This window comes from Neokomagataea thailandica NBRC 106555 (genome assembly GCF_001598495.1).
GTDB lineage: Bacteria > Pseudomonadota > Alphaproteobacteria > Acetobacterales > Acetobacteraceae > Gluconobacter > Gluconobacter thailandicus_A.
Map to the genome: position 1 here is coordinate 15,674 of NZ_BCZB01000024.1, position 18,316 is coordinate 33,989.

Below are 18,316 nucleotides of genomic sequence, written 5' to 3' on the forward strand. Positions count from 1 at the left end.
GAAAGCTTTGCATTTCTTTCGTGGGCTGGCGTCTTAGCGTTTGTTTCGCTATGGAATGGGGCAATTATTGTTAGGAAAGTCTCTCATGCCTGCTTATCGTTCCCGTACCACGACACATGGCCGTAACATGGCGGGTGCCCGTGCCCTCTGGCGGGCTACTGGCATGCAGGATGGGGATTTTGGTAAACCCATCATCGCTATTGCCAATTCGTTTACGCAGTTTGTTCCGGGTCATGTCCATTTGAAGGATATGGGGTCTTTGGTGGCATCTGCTGTGGAAGAAGCCGGCGGTGTGGCGAAAGAATTTAATACCATTGCCGTGGATGATGGGATCGCAATGGGTCATGGGGGAATGTTGTATTCCCTGCCCTCCCGCGAACTGATTGCTGACTCTGTTGAGTATATGGTGAATGCTCATTGTGCTGATGCGATTGTGTGCATCAGTAACTGTGACAAGATCACGCCGGGCATGTTGATGGCTTCTTTGCGCCTGAATGTCCCGGTTATTTTCGTGTCTGGTGGGCCGATGGAAGCAGGCAAGCTGAATGGTCCTTCCATTAACCGTAAGCTGGACCTGGTGGATTCCATGGTGGCAGCCGCGAACCCGAATGTGACGGATGAAGAATCTGCTGCTATCGAGCGTTCTGCCTGCCCGACATGCGGTTCATGCTCCGGGATGTTTACGGCTAACTCCATGAACTGCCTGACGGAAGCCTTGGGTTTGTCCTTGCCGGGTAATGGTTCATTGTTGGCAACTCATTCTGACCGTCGTGAGCTGTTCTTGCGTGCAGGTCGTGAGATTGTTGGTTTGGCGCGGCGCTATTATGAGCAAGATGATGCGCGAGTCCTTCCCCGCTCTATTGCGACGCGCGCGGCGTTTGAAAATGCCATGACGCTCGATATTGCTATGGGTGGCTCTACCAACACGGTTTTGCACCTTTTGGCTGCCGCGCGTGAGGGAGAAGTCGATTTCCATATGCAGGATATTGACCGCTTATCACGGCGTGTTCCGAACCTATGTAAGGTCGCTCCTGCACGGAATGATGTGCATATGGAAGATGTTCATCGTGCTGGTGGTATCCCCGCCATTTTAGGTGAGTTGGATCGTGCAGGTTTGCTGCATACGGATGTGAACACCGTTCATGCGCCAACGATGGCTGACGCTCTGGCGAAATGGGATATTATTCATGGCGATGAAGAAGCGCGGCATATGTTCAGCGCTGCGCCGGGCGGTGTAAGGACTGTTCATGCCTTCTCGCAATCAAGCCGCTACAACGCACTTGATCTGGATCGTGAGGAAGGCGTGCTGCGTGATCGTGCCCATGCTTTCTCGCAAGATGGTGGCTTGGCCGTTTTGTATGGTAACTTGGCGGAAGACGGCGCGATTGTGAAAACGGCAGGTGTGGCGGAACATATTCTGACGTTCACGGGGACAGCGCGCGTTTTTGAAAGCCAAGATGATGCTGTTAGTGGCATTTTGGGTGGAAAAATCTCTGCGGGTGATGTGGTCGTGATCCGCTATGAAGGCCCCAAAGGCGGCCCCGGCATGCAGGAAATGCTGTACCCAACCAGTTACCTGAAGTCTAAGGGCCTTGCTGAAAGCTGCGCTCTGGTGACGGATGGACGCTTCTCAGGCGGTAGCTCTGGCCTGTCCATTGGGCATGTTTCTCCGGAAGCGGCCGAAGGTGGCTTGATTGGGCTGGTTGAAGATGGTGATCCGATCGTGATCGACATTCCGAACCGCGTGATGAAGCTGGATGTGTCCGATGCTGAGATCTTAGCGCGTCGTGATGCGATGAAAGCACGCGGTGATGCAGCATGGACGCCTAACCGTGAACGTGTTGTGTCCCGTGCACTGCAAGCTTACGCGGCAATGACGACGAGTGCCGCAAATGGTGCTGTGCGTGATTTGTCTCAGATTATTGTAAAGACCCGCGGTTAAATGTGGTGTCTGGAGCAGTGGTCGACTCTTTGGGGCGGTCACGGCTTTCTAAGTTTGTTATTTCCAGAAAACGCAAAGCATTTCCGAGAATGCGTGCTGTTTATGGGGGCGTTGGCTGATATTATTAGCATAGTAAAACGACAGAAAGTGTAAAAATAAAACTTTCTTCAGTGACGTTGCTTAGCGCATTTTATATTCTATAATGGTATTTATTCGCGGTGATTTTTAGGTTTATTGGTGGTAAATCTGAAACAAAATAAAAATGGATCCCATGATGCCTAATCGTAAACAGTGCTTCATTATCCCTATACATTCGAGCAAATGCACATGGATTGGTGCATTTTTGGACAGCGTCATCGCGCATGACCCAGATCGACTTCTGGCGAATGTAAAATTTTTTTTGGGTGCCTCTAATGGCGTAGAGGCGCGTCTGTTCCAAAAATGGCTGACACCGTATTTTTCAAAAATTTCTATCGAGATTCTGTCTATTGATGATTATTTGAATTTTGGTCTTAATATGCCATCTATCGCTGGTAGATTAAGGGAAAATCATGATGGGTGCACAGTAAACCTTAAAAAATTCTGCATGATGTTTTATGCATTAAAGAATGGATACAATGAAATTTTCGTCTCTGATGACGATATGAGGTTGCTGAAGAGCCCTAATAAGCTTTTTGATGATTTGGTCTCTAATTATAATTCTGGATTGTACCTTGGATCTCCCCCTGATTGTGAACAAAATCAAAGAATTGTCGAAGATTGTGTGAATTTTTTTGATGATACTGAAAAAAATACACTCTTCCCTGAAGGTTATATTTATAGTTGGTTTTTTGATGCACCATTTTATACAGGGATAGAACTTGATCTATTTTTTAATGATATGAGTAACCGCTTTGATGGTCTTGAAGGTTTTCTTGCTAAAGTTAGATATGAATCATTCGAGCATTTGATATTTCAATACTGGCGGGTATTACGTGGCACAGCACGCATTATTGATACGTCATCCATAGGGATTCACAGAAAAACGGAATCCCTTTTCTATGATGATTTTAATAAAATTCATCTCGCTTACGGGTATCAGCCTGTTTGGGTTTACCTCTGGGAGATTTTTCATCAACCAGATATGCTCTTCATGCTTCCCAAAGTCGCGCTCGCCATCCATGCAGATAGAATGTTTATACCATAAGGCCATGATGAGAGCAGAATGTGAGAGATATTCTGAGCAGGTATCTTTCCGCATTTGCGAGGGCTGCCTTATGTATAATGGGGAGGTTGAACGCTTTTCTGATGGTAGATGAAATCATTTAATAGGTCCTTTTGTTTTGCTCAGAGAAGCACGCTATATTTATTTTGGAATAATGGCTGAGGTCTTGTAGCGGATCGGCTAAAAAACGATGATACTATATCGTTATGGCCTAGGAAAAAATAATAGAGTAGATGCTATTAAAAGGTGCTGCTGGGTTTAGGCAGAACCTTTTATGCGCCACTTAGGATGTCTTATTTATGCGTTGAGCGGATCAGGCGATGCCGCTAAACGCATAAAAATACTACTTTATGCCAGTCGTGAGTGAGCGGCCTGCAAGCGTGTGAGGTCGCTCGTAAAGCTTTCAAGACGTTGACGGTTTTCATCAACGACTTCTGGCTTAGCGCGGGCGATAAAGTCAGCGTTGCCTAGCTTGCGTTCTACCTTGGTGATTTCACCCCCGATGCGCTTGATTTCTTTGGCAAGGCGTGCGCGCTCTGCGTCCAGATCAATCAAACCGCCAAGAGGTAGGAAGATGGTCGCTTCATCCAGCACGATTTGCGCGGCATGGCGTGGGGTTTCACCATCAAGCACGGATACGCTTTCCACACGTGCCATGCGGCCAAGGGCTTCATTCCAGCGCTGTGCGCGGGCAAGGTTTTCAGCCGTGGCATCCCGTAGAAGGATGGGTGCTTTTTGTGCGGGGGGCACGTTCATTTCAGCGCGAACTGTACGGATTTCGCTGATCAGACGGATGAGCCAGTTGACTTCTGCGCGGCTCTCTTCGGCCCCCTCAAGGGCAACAGGTGTGGGCCATGGCATTTCGTTGCCAGCGATAATTTCGAACAGGTTGGTATAGCCGAGTTCTTTCCAAAGTGTTGCTGTGGCGAATGGAATGACTGGCTGCATCATGCGTAGGATCAGGCCGAGGACATAGGCGCTGACCTTGCGGATTTCATCACTTTCAGCGCTGTTTTCTGCCAGAAGTGGCTTGGCGAGTTCGACGAACCAGTCACAAAAGCGCGTCCAGACAAAGCGGTAGCAGCTTCCTGCATATTCATCGAAGCGGTACGCTTCGAGAGCACGGTTGGCTTCGGTCATGGCTTCATTCGCTTCGGACAAGATCCAGCGGCCGAGGCTGCTTTGCACGGTGGTCGGATCAAAAGCCTCAACAGGTTTTGCGCCATTCATTTCGAGGAAACGAGCAGCATTCCACAGCTTGGTGATGAAGCCGCGATGCTCCTCAACCTTCTTTTTACCGAGCTTAATGTCACGGCCCGGCCCAGTGCCCGCACAAATGGCGAGGCGCGTTGCATCGGCGCCGTATTCTTCGATCAGTTCGAGGGGATCAATGCCGTTTCCTTTGGACTTGGACATTTTTTGTCCCTTCTCATCACGGACAAGACCGTGAATGAGAATGGTCTGGAACGGCACATCCTTCATGAAGTGCAGGCCCATCATCATCATCCGGGCAACCCAGAAGAAAATGATGTCAAAGCCCGTGACGAGCACACTGGTCGGGTAATAACGAGCCAGAGATTCCGTGTCTTCGGGCCAGCCAAGTGTGGTGAAAGGCCACAATGCAGAGCTGAACCATGTGTCTAGAACGTCTTCATCCTGCGTGATGGTAACGCCCTCACCGGCTTTCGATTGGGCTTCTTCTGCTGTTTCGGCCACGATGATGTCACCGTTATCGGTGTACCATGCGGGAATACGGTGACCCCACCAAAGCTGGCGAGAAATGCACCATGGCTGAATGTCACGCATCCATGCGAAGAACGTATTTTGCCATTGGCGCGGCTCAAAGGCGACTTTCCCGCTTTCTACGGCGTCAATAGCAGGGCCAGCCAGTGTTTTCGCGTCGCAATACCATTGCCATGTTAGGCGCGGTTCTACGATGGCACCGCCACGCTCTGCGTAAGGAACTTGCAGCTTGTGAGGTTCAATTTTTTCGAGCCAGCCAAGCGCTTCTAGTTCGGCAACAATGCGCTTACGTCCCTCTTCTCGGCTGACGCCCTGAAGAGATTCAACAAACGCGATAGAGGAGAGGTTCTCTACGTCGCGCAGTTCGGAACGGACTTCATCAACGCACAAGCGCGCAGATTCATCCAAAATCGTAGGCGAAGGAAGGTCATGGCGCTTACCGACTTCAAAGTCATTGAAGTCATGGGCTGGTGTGATTTTAACCGCACCCGTTCCCTTTTCTGGGTCTGAGTACTCATCCGCGACGATGGGGATACGGCGGCCTGTGAGCGGAAGTGTAACATGTTGGCCAATATAGTCTGCGTAGCGCTCATCTTCTGGGTGAACGGCAACAGCCGAGTCAGCCAGCATGGTTTCTGGGCGTGTCGTCGCAACGGTAATGGTGCGGCCATCATCCAGTGGGTAACGGACGTACCACATGGAACCCTTGGTTTCGCGGTTCTCAACTTCAAGGTCAGAAATCGCGGAGCGGAAGTTCGGGTCCCAATTGACCAAGCGGCGGTCACGGTAAATCAGCCCCTCGCTATGCAGGGTGACAAACACCTTACGGACAGCCTGTGACAAGCCTTCATCCATCGTAAAGCGCTCACGCTCCCAATCGGCGGATGCACCGAGTTTGCGGAGCTGTTGGATGATGGTGCCGCCGGATTCTTCTTTCCAGTCCCACACGCGTTTGACGAATTCGTCACGACCTAAAGCGGTACGGCTGATATTTTGTTGATCGAGCGCGCGCTCAACTACCATTTGAGTGGCGATGCCAGCGTGATCCGTACCTGGCTGCCATAGCGTGTTGAACCCGGTGCCGCGTTTCCAGCGAATAAGAATGTCTTGGAGGGTAAAGGTCAGTGCATGCCCAAGGTGGAGCGTGCCCGTGACGTTTGGTGGTGGGAACATGATCGAGAAAGCATCACCGGGTGCTTTCGGGTCAGCATGGAAGACCCCGCTTTTCTCCCAGCGGTCATAGAGGCTGGTTTCGTGGTTGGCTGGAGAAAAACTTTTATCGAGCATGATCGTCCGTTGTCGTGTTGAGTAACGCTAAGAAAGCGGAAGCACTTATCGCTGTTGGGCCATAAGGTCGATACCTTAAAGGCATAACCTGATGGATTAAGGTATCAGACTTTAGGGCGCAGACGTGCAATTTCAGCGCGCACCATCTCTTCCACCATGGAGGGTAAGTGCGTGTCGAGCCATGTCCGCACCATTTCACGGACTTCGCCGCGTACGATATCTTCTACTGTGAGAGAGCCTTGAGAGGAAATCGGCATGTCTTTGGGCATGGCAGACGCAGAAGCTTGCGCAAACTGCCCTTTGAGGTCGTTGAAAGAACGCTCAACGGCATCGGATGTCAGCTTATCCATCATGCCGTCATGTTGCTCTTGAGCGAAAGATGGGTCCATTGGGGCCTCTTTAGCGGTAGGTTGTACAGAGCGTTCCGAAGCGGGGGGATGGATCATCATGGAATGATCCAAAAGAAGTTCATCATTCATAGTATCGCTCATGGGGGGATGGTCTTTTCGTGTTTTATCATCATGCAGGATTTGACGAATAGTGTGGAGAACATCACCCATCGCGTTATCCTGCATGATCTGTTCTCAACGACCCGGCTGGTTTTGGGCGTAGTCTGAAATGCCCCAGAGGCGATTTTTCACGGCGTTATAATAGGCTTTTTCATCATAAAGAGGTACGCCAATTTTGAGGTCCGCAGCCGTTAGACGACCGATAGAAGCTGCGACAGAGTAAGAGGATGTCACGAGTGTAGACAGGTCTTGCACGAGGGCTTGTTGAGCAACGAGCAAGGTCTGTTGTTGCTGCAAAACGGCGAGTGTGCTGGTTGTGCCGAGGAGAGCCTGACGCTCAACGCCGCCGAGCGCGATGAGGTTGGCAGAGATAGCAACGCGGTCAGCTTGTACGGCGGCTTGGGATGATGTCATTCTCTGCCAGCTTGAAGCGGCCTTTTGCAGTGCTGAGCGGCGCTGTACATCAACTTCACGATGCGCTGCTTGTGCTTGTTGACGTGCGCCACGCACGGCCGAGTACTCAGAGCCGCCTTGGTAAATGGGCACCTGAAATGTGATCATGCCGGCTTTATTGTCTAGCGTAGAGTTGCCGTAGCCTTGGTTGCGGCTGTGTTGATACATAAGCTGCGCCGATACTTTTGGCATGATAGCAGCAATTTGTACGGATACATTATCTTTTTGGTTCGCTTCAGTGAAAAGAGAAGAGATAACGTCTGGGTTATTCTCAGCAGCGATCTGTAAAGCGGATTGTTCGCTTTTAATCGGCAGATTAAGGGGTTGAGGCGGGAGCAGATTGGGTGGCGCGGCTATCCCCACAATCTGGAGATAGACGGCTTGTGCGCTTTGAAGCGTGCCTTCGGCTTGTCGTCTTTCAGATGTCGCACTCGCGACAGCCGCTTCGGCTTGTGCGACATCTGTGCGTGTAATTTCGCCTATATGAAAGCGTTCTTCTGTTGCGTGAAGCTGTTGCTCAAGAACGCGTTGGTTGTTGGTGGCCAGTTGTAGCAGTTGCTCATCTTTGATGACACCAACATAGGCTTCCACCACATTCATGAACACGTCTTGTTCTGTACTGATGAGGTGTGCACGCTCCGCCAGAACTTGATCTGTGGCAGCATGTGTGCCGGCAACGGTTTTTCCGCCTTGGTAAAGGGGCTGGGTGACGGTAACGCCGCCTGTAAAGCCGGGTGTGTTATAGGCGCTGGAACTACCCGTCATGAAACCTTGAGGGCCGTAAGAGGTGTGGCCATCATAATGGGTGAGTTGGGCGTTGCCCTGAATGGTTGGGCGCCAGCCAGCGAGGGCGGTAGGCACGCGTTCATCCGTGGCCCTCAAACGAGCCCGTTCTTCTTTGAGGGTTGGGTTGGTCAAATATGCTGTGGCGAGAGCATCTTGGAGCGTATGCGGTACAAATGTTGGAGAACCACTGCCGTCATAACTTTGCGCTAATGCCGTGCTGCTCAGCAGCAGCATAGCACCACAGCCTAGCCCTAAATGGGCAAACACTGCTTTCTTACGGAGAAACTCTGCGCTCATGAAAACTCCTCGCAACAATGAGTGTGCGTACATGCAGTGCTAAAATGATTGGAGCACCATAGCCTGTATGGCGCAGAAAGAAAAATTTGTTCTTTATTGCATGTAAGGTCTTGACCAAGCCGCGCTGAAAGAGGATATAGCACGGGTCTCCGAGGTCCGGTGGCAGAATGGCTTATGCAGCGGACTGCAAATCCGCGAATGTGGGTTCAATTCCCGCCCGGACCTCCAAGACATCCCCCTCTTTATGAATAAGCCTCTGCATAGGCTGCTGCAGCACCAAATAGCCCTGGCTGGGGATGCGTGATGATCTTTACAGGAATCTCACTCATCATGCTTTCAAAGCGCCCTTTTGCGACGAAACGCTCAGCAAAGCCAGATGTGCCTAGAATATGGGCTAAGCGCAGGCCAAGCCCTCCGGCAATAACAACGCCACGTGCGCCATGCGCTAATGCCAGATCACCGGAAACAGCACCAAGGCTGAGACAGAAGCGTTCTAATGCTGCGGCAGCAATTGTGTCTGACCCTTCCATAGCATTTTGCCATAGCGTCCGGTTATCACGTAGCGTGATGGGTAATCCTTGCTGCTCGGCGATGGCTTCATAAAGATTGCTGAGGCCGGGGCCAGACACGATTCGTTCAGCCGAAACACGGCGAAAGCGGTGGCGTAATGTTTTGAGGATTTTGTCTTCTACGTCATCAAGCGGTGGGTAATCGAGGTGCCCCCCTTCTGTTTCCATCACAAAATATCGGCCATCACGGCGTAAAACGCATGCGGCTCCGAGGCCTGTTCCCGGACCAACAATGCTGATGGTTCCTTGTGTGGGGAGGTCTATCTCAGGGCCGCAGAGATGCTGCATGTAGGATGAAGACACTTGAGCAACGGCATGACCGACAGCGCCAAAGTCATTTACTAACGCGAAGTTATCAAGATGAAGGCGTGTTTTGAGTTGGCTGGGTTGGATGATCCATGGGTTATTGGTCATCTTTAGGATTTCGCCGGCCACGGGACAGGCAACAGCTATACCCGCTTCACGGGGTAATGGGCGAGCGATTTGACGGCTAAAAGCTTCCCATGCGAGGGCAAGACTCGCGTGTTCAGCGCATTTTAACGTGACTTCCTTTTCCAAGGTCACCACTTTTCCTTCAGCGACGGTCGCGATAGCAAAGCGAGCATGCGTTCCGCCAATGTCGACTGTGACGATTTCCTTCATGAAACCGCTCCTCATCTCAAATCAATCCGGTCCCTATTTAAAGGGAGCGCGTCCAGCAGTTGCGCACGACTCCGCCGCCGTCAAGGTCATGCATCAGTGCTTTTAGAATCACGTGGTGTTTGTTGAACGTTTGAGAGGCGTAAAAGACGGTGCACGATAGGACGTGGCAAATGGCTTTCTAGAAAGGCAAAGACGGCAAATGGCCACGGGAAGATGAGATGTATTTTTTTGCGTGCAATGGCGCGTTTAATTTTTTGAGCGGCTTTGTCGGGAGAGACTAAAAAAGGTAAATGGCCGCTTAGGCGCTGGCTCATCGGTGTATCGACATAGCCGGGAGAGATGAGTGTTACGGAGACGTGATGTGGGGCCATGGCTGCATGTAGAGCGGTACTGAAGCGTGCTAGCCCTGCTTTTGAGCCGCTATAGGCTGTGGACATGGGAAGGTCATGAAACGCAGCAACAGATCCTAAAAAGGCGATTTCTCCTCCGCCGCGTTTGGCCATGCGGTCAGCCATTTCGGTTGCTAATGTGGCTGGGGTTGTAAAATTAACGAGGCATAATTCGTGGACGAGAGAGGGGGCTTCGGTCAGAGCGCCGTCTTTACGAATATCCCCTAACCCAGCCGCGAGAATCAGACGAGAGATTGGGGTTTGGGTATCATTGTGACGCAGTTGCTCGAGTGCTGTGTTTGTTTCCGTTAGATCAAGGCTGTAGCATTCTGTGGTTGCGCCGCGTTGGGCGGCATTTTTCGCGACCTTGGCGAGGCGCGTTGGGCTGCGCCCCCATAAAATCAGATGTGCTCCGGGCTGTGCATAAAGCATGGCCAGCGCTTCCCCAATACCGCTCGAAGCACCGGTGATGAGGGTCGTATCAGAGGAAAATTGGGGTGTCTGTTGCATTGAGAAGCAAAACTTCATGGCTAAAGAGAAGAAAGAAGATAGAAACTTATAGCCTTGCTGTGCAAAAAAGCCCGATCTTTTGTGCCATTATGGCCGTGTTTGACTGAGTATAAGGTTTTTCATGACGTCTGTGCCCTCACCTATTTCGCCTCCGGATAGTCTTGTTATTCGCCCTGTGGTGAATAAGCGCCATATCCAAAAATTTATTACACTGCCTCGGCGTTTGTATATGGGGATGGCTGGTTATGTTGCTCCGCTTGATATGGAGCAAAATGATTTATTAAACCCTAGAAAATCAGCTGTGTTCCGCCATGCACGTATTCGTTATTTTATGGCATGGCGTGGGAAAACACCGGTCGGACGGATTGCGGCTATTGTTGATCATCGTGCGTTGGAGCACTGGGGGCAAGCTGTTGGGTCTTTTGCAGCATTGGATTGTGTGCCTGAGCAGGCTGTGGTGACGGCTCTTTTGGCGGCTGCAAAAGCATGGCTTATTCAACAGGGTATGCAGGTCATGCGCGGCCCCGTGACGTTGAGCGGTAATGGTGAATCTGGCCTGATGATTGATGGGCAGGATCAAGCGCCTATGGTGGGGATGTCATGGCACCCCAAGGCTTTGGGAAAGCTGTTTGAAGCCGCAGGCTTGGTGAAGACGGAAGATTTATTGAGTTACCGCTTGGAGCTTGATGAACATACAGAAGAAAAATTCCGCGTTCCGGGTGATTTGAAAATTGGTGAGGGGCGTTTAGGAGCAATTTCTGTTGCGCGCCTCTCCCGCAGTCAAATTGCCTCGCAAGGCGAGGTTTTACGCCAGCTTTATAATGACGCGTGGGATAAAAAATATAATTTTGTTCCCCTGCAAGATTATGAAATGGCCGCTATGATTGCGCAGCTTAAGCTTGTGTTGAAGCCAGAGCATTATGTGCAGATTGATCAAGACGGCGTTCCGGTTGCGATGGCGCTTGTGGTGCCTAATGTTTTTGATATTGCCGGTGATTTGAATGGCTCCCCTTCTCCATTGGGGTGGGTACGTTTGGCTTCCCGCCTCTTGCAGCATCGTTTTCAATCTGCCCGTGTGATTTTGTTGGGCGTAACGCGGCGTTTGCAGGGGACAATGCTTGGGGCATTGCTGCCGTCTCTGGCGATTGCAGAACTCCTCCGCCGCCGGCATGCCCTGCCGTATCGTTGGGTTGAATTGGGATGGATTCAGGAAAGTGATACCGGCATGAAAAACCTCGCGGAAGCCATCGTGCCTGAGCCTTATAAGCGGCACCGTCTTTACGAAGTCTCTTTAAGCGCGGAATGATGGCACAGTTGGGTGAAGTAGCGTTTTTGCGTAACTCACCCATTGAGGAGGTTGTGGGTTTTTAAAAGTGTAACCAGCCTGTTTTTTCAAAGGTGAGGGTATGGTCCGCATGGTCATGGACATGCACGCCCTGCCCCTTACGTACTGTGCCAATACGCGTTATGGGAACATGATGTGCGGCACAGAGCTGTTGTAGTGCTTCCGCGCGTTCAGTTGGTACGCAGAGCAGAAGCTCGTAATCATCGCCCCCGCTTAAACGGTGCTTGAGATATTCCGCTCCCAGTGCGGCGGCGGCAGGTGATGCTGGAACGTGATCTGCGTTGATGTACAGCATGACGCCTGAGGCACGCGCAATATGGGCACAGTCTTGTATGAGCCCGTCAGAAATATCCATCGCGGCATGTGCTAGGCCGCCAAGGGGGAGATGTACGCGTGGTAAGGGTAAGTGGTAGCGTGCGCTGAAAGTACCGTCAGGGTCAGCAAGCTTTCCCTGTAAGGCCAGAAGGCCGAGGGCCGCGTCTCCAATAGTACCCGTTACCCAGACATCATCCCCTAGTTGAGCACCGTTACGCCGCAAGGCGTGCTCTGGGCGCACTCCCCCATAAATCGTTGCATTCAGCACTAATGGGCCATTGATGGAGGTTGTGTCTCCACCAAGGAGGGGAATATTATAGTGTTTTTGATCCTCCGCTAAACCACCACAAAATGCTGAGAACCATGCGTCTGAAAAAGAGCGGTCACGGGGTAATGTGAGGTTTAGGGTATAGCCAAGGGGGGTGGCTCCCATTGCGGCAAGATCTGATAAATTGCAGCGAAGAAGTTTCCGGCCGAGTGTTTCTACCGGATCATCTGGTAGGAAGTGCACATTCTCAACCATTGTATCGGTTGAAATGGCAATGACCTGCTCCGGAGGTGGTATGAGGAGCGCGCAGTCATCGCTGAGGTCCAGCGCGGCATCCCCCGCAAGTGGACGGAAATGACGTTCGATAACGTCAAACTCTCCCATGCTCACGCGGGGTACCTCCAGAGTTGCTCAATAGGGTATTGTTTATTCAGCAGTAGATGTTTTCTTGCGGCTTACGGCATCAAGGAGGCCATTCACCATGCGCGGTTCATCGCCTGAGAAGAAGCCGTGAGCAACATCCATATATTCGTTAATGACGATACGTTCAGCCGTGTCCGTCTTAAGAATTTCGTAGGTACCTGCCCGCAGGAGTGCACGGAGAACGGGGTCAAGGCGGGTGATCTGCCATGTTGAGGGCAGTGCCGCAACGATGGTTGTGTCAATTTCGTCTTGGTTCCACGTCGTTTTGCGGACGATGTCTTGAAACAGTTTCAGGTCAGCGTCGGGGATATGGCCATCTTCAAAAGATGCTGCTGGCGTGATCTGGCGGTGACGGATGAATTGGTCAACGACTGTTTCGGCATTATCTCCAGATTGCTCACATTGGAATAAGGCCTGAACAGCAGCAACGCGGGCAATGGTGCGGCTGCGGCGTGTCGGGTTTTCAGATGGGGTCGTCATGGTGTCTCCTCACTGGGCCTCTCTGGCCCGTGTCGTCTTTAGTCTGAACAGTTTATGGCGTTTCGTTTTTTGAACGCCGTTCTTTTGCTGGGGGCGCTTGTACAGCATGTTTGGGTGTTCGTAGAAGTTCTTCTGCGCTGGGGATTGGGTTCATATCGGCTAAAATTTTTGAAAACGCCTCGACCTCTCGAAAATCACGATAAACACTAGCGAAGCGGACATACGCTACGTCATCGACCGCACGCAATGCGTCCATCGCGAGTTCACCAATCTTTTGGGAGGACACTTCGGTCTCGCCAGAGGCTTCAAGCAGTCGAACCAGTCGGGTGACCAGTTGCTCTTGTTGTTCTTCTTCTACCGGGCGCTTACGGAGTGCCACGCGAATCGATCGTGCTAACTTGTCACGGTCAAAGGGAGCACGGCGGCCATCCGCTTTTAGGACGGATAATTCGCGCAGTTGGATCCGCTCAATCGTTGTGAAACGTAATTGGCAGCCGGAACAGACACGCCTTCTACGAATGGCGGTGCCGTCTTCACAGGCGCGACTATCCTTAACCTGAGTGTCTTCATGTCCACAGAATGGGCAGTGCATGATCGGTCCTGTGCGTGCGGCCTTGTTTGCCCTCTTAAAGCGGTTCACTCTAGAGTAAGAATGAATTTGCTCCCTAACGGGATTTTACGAGGGTGTTCCCATTGATTAAAAGTCTGATACGTCGTGATCGGTTCTGTGTATGGGGCGTTTGCTTGGCTTTGGCTAGTGCTATGACCATAGCTAAAGCAGAACCTGTAGCACAGAATAGCGCACATATCGTGGTTTCCAATGGCACTTTGTTGCCGTTGCCATTGAGTTCAAGCCGTGCGGCAGGTTTTTTTTCGCTGACGAATAATGATGCAACCGATCATTTGTTGAAGGGGATTACATCCCCTCTTTGCGCTTCGATTATGGCGCACCATACGAAGCAAGAACAAACGGTAGCGACAAATGATTTGTTCACGCATCTTGCGTTGCAGCATAATGCGACCATGGTTTTCCCGCGTGACGGGTATCATTTAGTATGCTTAGGGCTGCATCGTTCTTTGCAATCCGGTGATAAAGTGCCGTTCACTTTCTTGTTTCTGGATAGTCCAGATGTGACGGTGAATTTCACGGTTGTTCGGTAAATATTTTATGCGGTTTTGGCACTTGCAAGAGTGGCTAAAACCGCATCCCCGTAGCGCTCTAGCTTCGAGCCACCGACCCCTTTGATCTGCGCGAGTTCTCTCCGGTCTTGCGGTAGAGCGAGAGCAATGTCTTTTAAGGTGGTATCATGAAAAATGACATAGGGTGGAATTTCTTGTTCGCGCGCTTCTGCCAAGCGCCATTGGCGTAAGGCCGAAAATATATCGCGTGCATGGTCAGGCAGAGTATCCGCCACGGGTTCGCTTGCCCCTTGGCTGAGGGCACGTTTTTGATCTTGGCGTAAGCGTATCTTCTCTTCCCCGCGCAAGATTGGGCGTGCGATGTCTTTTGTAAGGGCTAAAGCGCCGTGTTCTCCATGAATATGGATGGCGCCGCGCGCAATAAGCTGCCGGATCACGGCGCGCCACCATGTTTCGCTATGCTCTTTGCCAATCCCAAAAACGCTTAAGGTATTAAACGCATTGCGTTCAATGGTTTCATTCGTTTTGCCGCGCAGTACATTGGCAATTTGCACAGCACCGAAGCGTTGGTCAGTGCGATAAATCGCTGAGAGAACTTTTTGCGCTGCCTGTGTGCCATCAAAGGTTGAAACCGGGTCGATGCAGTTATCGCAATGGCCGCAGGGTTCAGGCAAATGTTCATCAAAACAGGCTAGAAGAGCACGTGTACGACAGCCTGTGGTTTCTGTGAGCGCAATCATGCTTTCAAGGCGGGCGCGCATTATGCGCTTTTCATGGTCAGGGGCATTAGACTGATCAAGCCAGTGCCGTGCCCGGGCCATATCTTCACCGCCGTACAGAAGTAACGTGTCGGAGCGTTCACCATCACGTCCAGCACGGCCAATCTGTTGATAATACGCCTCAGGAGAGGACGGCATATCAAGATGTATCACGCAGCGCACATCTGGGCGGTCGATCCCCATGCCGAAAGCAATGGTCGCAACAATGACCATATCTTCGCCTGATCGAAAGCGGTGCAGTGCGGCACGCTTTTCAATGGCGGAGAGGCCGGCATGGAATGGAAGGGCTGTTAACCCTCGGTCCCGCAAGGTTTTGGCAACACGCTCTGTTTTGTTGCGGCTTCCGCAATAGACTATGGATGCGCCGTGCTTATGGTTGTCGAGTGCTTCAAGAAGTTGTTTGGTCTCCCCGCCTTTGGGCTGTGCTTCCACAAAAAGATTAGGTCGATGAAAGCTTGCCAACAGTATTTTGGCGTTGGGCATTCCGAGCACATTGAGGAGGTCATCGCGTGTACGTGGGTCTGCCGTTGCGGTTAACGCCATGCGGGGGACGTTGGGGAAAAGATCTGGGAGCGAGGCTAGACCACGGTATTCAGGCCGGAATTCATGACCCCATGCGGAGACGCAATGGGCTTCATCAATTGCGATGAGGGAAATGTGATAGCGCGCGAGAAAAGCGCTGGTCGCAGGTTGTAATAAGCGCTCTGGAGAGATGTAGAGGATGTCGATTTGCCCCGAACGCAAATCGTGATGCAACTGCTCTCGTTCTTGTTGTTCAAGCTCTGAATGGAGGGCCGCCGCACGAACGCCGACTTGGCGTAGGCCAGCGACCTGATCATCCATCAAGGCAATCAGTGGGGAGACGACAATCCCCATACCGGGGCGGCAGAGCGCGGGAACCTGATAACAGAGGCTTTTCCCGCCTCCTGTTGGCATAAGGACGAGGACGTCCCCACCATCCATGACGGTTTGTACCGCCTCACCTTGTAGGCCACGAAAGCCTGTAAATCCAAAGATGTCTTTGAGAATAGTCTCAGGAGTTTGAGGAGAAGCGGTATCCGTCACAGAAGGTCCCGGAAATTAGAGGCCGGGGATGATGGTGATAGACACGCGGCGATAAGCAACGTGTGAAGCATCAACATCAGTGTCCGGCTCGGGGGTTAAGGTAATTTTGGACGCGTCGACGCCATCGGCTGTTAATTCAGCCGCCACGGTCTTCGCGCGGTCACGAGCAAGCTGTTTAAGTGTATCTGGGTCACCTGATAAACCAGCAGAGCCAGCAACGCGGACGCTTAGCGCATGCTCTTTTTGTGCAGTATGCGCTGCTTTGGCGACAATCTCTTTTGCTGTTTGGTTCATGACCGCGTCGTCACGGTCAAAGAATACCACGTAGCTGTCCCGGTCGGTGGAGGAGCAAGCGCCAAGGGTTGCGGTAAGTGCCAAGGCTGGCAGAACGCTGCGAGCCAAAAGACGGCGAGAAGACAAGAAAGTACGGACCATGATCATGTGCCTCATGTTGAGGGTGGTGTGTAATACCATCGTGCAGGCTCTTCGTGCCTTGTCCCTGCGTGCGGGTCAACTGGCTTGAGAGAGGATCTGCCCGTTCTTAAGTGTCCAGATACGATCCAAGCGCTCAACACCGATGAGGCGATGAGCAATCAGGATGATACTGCGCTGATCATCAAGACTGTTGAGGGTCTGGAGGAAAGCGCGTTCTGTATCGGCATCGAGGCCACTTGCGGGTTCATCGAGGATGAGAATGGGGGCATTGGACAGGAGAACGCGGGCGAGTGCAATGCGGCGCCCCTGCCCGCCCGAGAGCTTGGATCCATTTTCACCAACCCACGTCTCTAAGCCTTCTGGTAGCTCACGTAATGTAGTGGCGATCTGGGCGCGCTCGAGGGCGTCCCATAATGTGTCATCATTAATGTCGGTGCGACCGAGCAGGAGGTTCCCTCGGATGGTATCATCAAACAAATGGCTCGCTTGTGAGAGCCATGCGATTTGACTGCGCAATGCATCATCTGAGAGATCTGCAATATCGGTGCCACCGAGCGAAATATGCCCAGAGGTTGGGTTGGCCACTTTTAACAGAAGCGCTGCCAAGCTGGATTTCCCGCTCCCGGATGGCGCAATGAGAGCCACGCGCTCACCGTGCCGCAAGGTAGCATGTGCATGATTAAAAATGAGAGGTCCCTGCTCTGTCCAACGAAATGAGACAGCGTTGAGGGTTAGGTCCCGCCCTGCTGGGAGAGGCTTGGTTGTGCGCGTGGTGGCGTGGGGTTGATCAGCTACGGCCATAATGCGCTCAGAGGCATGAACGACTTTGCCCGTGAGCAAGCCTGCTTTGGATAGACCACTGATGTTCTCAAACGCTGTTAGAGCGACAAATAATGCCGTGACGGCGAGTATGGGTGTATGGCTGGTATGGAAGAATATGCCCGCTAAAAGGCATAAAGTGATGCCAACACCAACTTGCCCCAATAAACGCGCACAACCGTGCATGAGAGCCATGCGTAGGTGGAGAGCGTGCTGGTATTTGATGAGTGTTTCTTGGCTTTGTATGACGCGTGTTGTGAGGTTCTTTTCTGCCCCGAAAGCGCGTGCTTCCCGCAGGCCAGTGGTGAGATCTAAAGTGGTCACACGTAAGTGTGACTCTGCATTCAAAATAGCAGGGCCTAATGTTTGTGCTTGTTTGCTGGCTAATAACGGCAACACAAATGCCATGACAGCGAAAAGGATGGTCATGATGATGCCAGCCATCATGTCTGCGCGGCACCAAATATAGGCGGTAAGCGGCAATGTGAGCGCTGCGGATGCCAGAGGTACGATAATGCGAAGGTAAAAATTATCGAGCGTTTGAATATCACTGACCAAACGTGACAGCAGATCTCCAGAGCGCTGGAACCCTAACCCTGCGGCGGCGCCATGTGCAAGGCGCCGGAAAAACCAAACACGCAAATCTGCCAAGGCTTTAAACATGGCGTTATGGGTGCTGTAGCGATCCGCATAGCGCAAAATAATTTGAGAAGTTCCAGCGATTTGCAGCAAAATGGTACCAGCACTGACGCCAAGAGCGGCTGCGGTCATGCGCTGACCGGCTTTGCCCATCATGATAAGGCCAGCACATACGGCGAGTTCTGAGAGGATAAGCCCGACAATGAGGTGCGCATAATGTGGGCGCCAGAGGCGGATGATGCGGCTCAATGGAGCTGAAGAGTGAGATGACATGTTT

Annotated in this window: 15 protein-coding genes and 1 tRNA gene; 5 read left to right on the top strand and 11 right to left on the bottom strand. The window is 51.8% G+C overall.

What is annotated here, in order from left to right:
• Positions 1-85 precede the first annotated feature (85 nt).
• Both ilvD and NTH01S_RS08840 read left to right on the top strand, forming a co-directional pair.
• Complete coding sequence (gene ilvD / locus NTH01S_RS08835; RefSeq protein WP_068172612.1) at positions 86-1,942, top strand: dihydroxy-acid dehydratase; 1,857 nt, start codon at positions 86-88, stop codon at positions 1,940-1,942.
• A 271-nt stretch (positions 1,943-2,213) separates the two neighbouring features.
• Positions 2,214-3,128 carry a hypothetical protein gene (locus NTH01S_RS08840; protein ID WP_068172615.1) on the top strand — a complete coding sequence of 305 codons (915 nt, stop codon included), beginning with the start codon at positions 2,214-2,216 and terminating at the stop codon, positions 3,126-3,128.
• A 366-nt stretch (positions 3,129-3,494) separates the two neighbouring features.
• Here the strand turns inward: NTH01S_RS08840 and NTH01S_RS08845 are convergent, their stop codons facing one another.
• The 3 genes from NTH01S_RS08845 to NTH01S_RS08855 form a co-directional block, all read right to left on the bottom strand.
• Positions 3,495-6,176, bottom strand: coding sequence for a valine--tRNA ligase (locus tag NTH01S_RS08845; RefSeq protein WP_068172619.1), 2,682 nt, complete (start codon positions 6,174-6,176; stop codon positions 3,495-3,497).
• 104 nt (positions 6,177-6,280) lie between these two features.
• Positions 6,281-6,751, bottom strand: a complete 471-nt coding sequence (locus NTH01S_RS08850; protein WP_068172622.1) for a DUF2497 domain-containing protein — start codon at positions 6,749-6,751, stop codon at positions 6,281-6,283.
• A gap of 9 nt (positions 6,752-6,760) precedes the next feature.
• Positions 6,761-8,221 (bottom strand): TolC family outer membrane protein, encoded by a 1,461-nt coding sequence (locus NTH01S_RS08855; RefSeq protein WP_084367215.1) that lies wholly within the window; start codon positions 8,219-8,221, stop codon positions 6,761-6,763.
• A gap of 153 nt (positions 8,222-8,374) precedes the next feature.
• Here NTH01S_RS08855 and NTH01S_RS08860 point away from each other — a divergent pair.
• A tRNA-Cys gene (locus tag NTH01S_RS08860) sits at positions 8,375-8,449 on the top strand.
• Between the two features lie 14 nt (positions 8,450-8,463).
• Here the strand turns inward: NTH01S_RS08860 and glk are convergent.
• Entirely contained in the window at positions 8,464-9,432 is a 969-nt protein-coding gene (gene glk, locus NTH01S_RS08865) for a glucokinase (protein ID WP_068172625.1), read from the bottom strand.
• An 86-nt stretch (positions 9,433-9,518) separates the two neighbouring features.
• Positions 9,519-10,331: an SDR family NAD(P)-dependent oxidoreductase gene (locus tag NTH01S_RS08870; protein WP_174523616.1), complete on the bottom strand. Its 813-nt coding sequence runs from the start codon at positions 10,329-10,331 to the stop codon at positions 9,519-9,521.
• Positions 10,332-10,452: 121 nt separating this feature from the next.
• Between NTH01S_RS08870 and NTH01S_RS08875 the strand changes: the two genes are divergently transcribed.
• On the top strand, positions 10,453-11,637 hold the full coding sequence (locus tag NTH01S_RS08875; protein ID WP_174523617.1) for a hypothetical protein: 1,185 nt from the start codon (positions 10,453-10,455) through the stop codon (positions 11,635-11,637).
• Between the two features lie 61 nt (positions 11,638-11,698).
• Here NTH01S_RS08875 and thiL read toward each other — a convergent pair whose 3' ends face one another.
• Genes thiL through nrdR form a run of 3 tightly spaced genes read right to left on the bottom strand, consistent with a single transcriptional unit; the run spans position 11,699 to position 13,754 of the window.
• The gene (gene thiL / locus NTH01S_RS08880; RefSeq protein WP_068172631.1) at positions 11,699-12,643 is read right to left on the bottom strand and encodes a thiamine-phosphate kinase; all 945 of its coding nucleotides are present in this window, start codon (positions 12,641-12,643) and stop codon (positions 11,699-11,701) included.
• Between the two features lie 42 nt (positions 12,644-12,685).
• Complete coding sequence (nusB, locus tag NTH01S_RS08885) at positions 12,686-13,162, bottom strand: transcription antitermination factor NusB (RefSeq protein WP_068172634.1); 477 nt, start codon at positions 13,160-13,162, stop codon at positions 12,686-12,688.
• A 52-nt stretch (positions 13,163-13,214) separates the two neighbouring features.
• Complete coding sequence (nrdR, locus tag NTH01S_RS08890; protein ID WP_084367217.1) at positions 13,215-13,754, bottom strand: transcriptional regulator NrdR; 540 nt, start codon at positions 13,752-13,754, stop codon at positions 13,215-13,217.
• Between the two features lie 170 nt (positions 13,755-13,924).
• On the opposite strand from nrdR, the gene NTH01S_RS08895 reads away from it, so the two are divergent.
• Positions 13,925-14,323, top strand: coding sequence for a copper chaperone PCu(A)C (locus NTH01S_RS08895; protein WP_068172638.1), 399 nt, complete (start codon positions 13,925-13,927; stop codon positions 14,321-14,323).
• Positions 14,324-14,328: 5 nt separating this feature from the next.
• Here the strand turns inward: NTH01S_RS08895 and recQ are convergent, their stop codons facing one another.
• The 3 genes from recQ to cydC form a co-directional block, all read right to left on the bottom strand.
• Complete coding sequence (gene recQ / locus NTH01S_RS08900; protein ID WP_068172639.1) at positions 14,329-16,146, bottom strand: DNA helicase RecQ; 1,818 nt, start codon at positions 16,144-16,146, stop codon at positions 14,329-14,331.
• A 15-nt stretch (positions 16,147-16,161) separates the two neighbouring features.
• Entirely contained in the window at positions 16,162-16,581 is a 420-nt protein-coding gene (locus tag NTH01S_RS08905; RefSeq protein WP_068172669.1) for an OmpA family protein, read from the bottom strand.
• 75 nt (positions 16,582-16,656) lie between these two features.
• Positions 16,657-18,312, bottom strand: a complete 1,656-nt coding sequence (gene cydC / locus NTH01S_RS08910; RefSeq protein ID WP_068172642.1) for a thiol reductant ABC exporter subunit CydC — start codon at positions 18,310-18,312, stop codon at positions 16,657-16,659.
• Positions 18,313-18,316: the final 4 nt, after the last annotated feature.

What these genes read in the sequence shown, in the direction of transcription:
- ilvD (WP_068172612.1), top strand. Translation starts at nt 86, where the DNA reads ATGCCTGCTTATCGTTCCCGTACCACGACACATGGCCGTAACATGGCG.
- NTH01S_RS08905 (WP_068172669.1), bottom strand. Translation starts at nt 16,581, where the DNA reads ATGGTCCGTACTTTCTTGTCTTCTCGCCGTCTTTTGGCTCGCAGCGTT.
- NTH01S_RS08845 (WP_068172619.1), bottom strand. Translation starts at nt 6,176, where the DNA reads ATGCTCGATAAAAGTTTTTCTCCAGCCAACCACGAAACCAGCCTCTAT.
- nusB (WP_068172634.1), bottom strand. Translation starts at nt 13,162, where the DNA reads ATGACGACCCCATCTGAAAACCCGACACGCCGCAGCCGCACCATTGCC.
- NTH01S_RS08855 (WP_084367215.1), bottom strand. Translation starts at nt 8,221, where the DNA reads ATGAGCGCAGAGTTTCTCCGTAAGAAAGCAGTGTTTGCCCATTTAGGG.
- NTH01S_RS08875 (WP_174523617.1), top strand. Translation starts at nt 10,453, where the DNA reads ATGACGTCTGTGCCCTCACCTATTTCGCCTCCGGATAGTCTTGTTATT.
- cydC (WP_068172642.1), bottom strand. Translation starts at nt 18,312, where the DNA reads ATGTCATCTCACTCTTCAGCTCCATTGAGCCGCATCATCCGCCTCTGG.
- glk (WP_068172625.1), bottom strand. Translation starts at nt 9,432, where the DNA reads ATGAAGGAAATCGTCACAGTCGACATTGGCGGAACGCATGCTCGCTTT.
- thiL (WP_068172631.1), bottom strand. Translation starts at nt 12,643, where the DNA reads ATGGGAGAGTTTGACGTTATCGAACGTCATTTCCGTCCACTTGCGGGG.
- NTH01S_RS08870 (WP_174523616.1), bottom strand. Translation starts at nt 10,331, where the DNA reads ATGCAACAGACACCCCAATTTTCCTCTGATACGACCCTCATCACCGGT.
- NTH01S_RS08840 (WP_068172615.1), top strand. Translation starts at nt 2,214, where the DNA reads ATGATGCCTAATCGTAAACAGTGCTTCATTATCCCTATACATTCGAGC.
- NTH01S_RS08850 (WP_068172622.1), bottom strand. Translation starts at nt 6,751, where the DNA reads ATGCAGGATAACGCGATGGGTGATGTTCTCCACACTATTCGTCAAATC.
- nrdR (WP_084367217.1), bottom strand. Translation starts at nt 13,754, where the DNA reads ATGCACTGCCCATTCTGTGGACATGAAGACACTCAGGTTAAGGATAGT.
- NTH01S_RS08895 (WP_068172638.1), top strand. Translation starts at nt 13,925, where the DNA reads ATGACCATAGCTAAAGCAGAACCTGTAGCACAGAATAGCGCACATATC.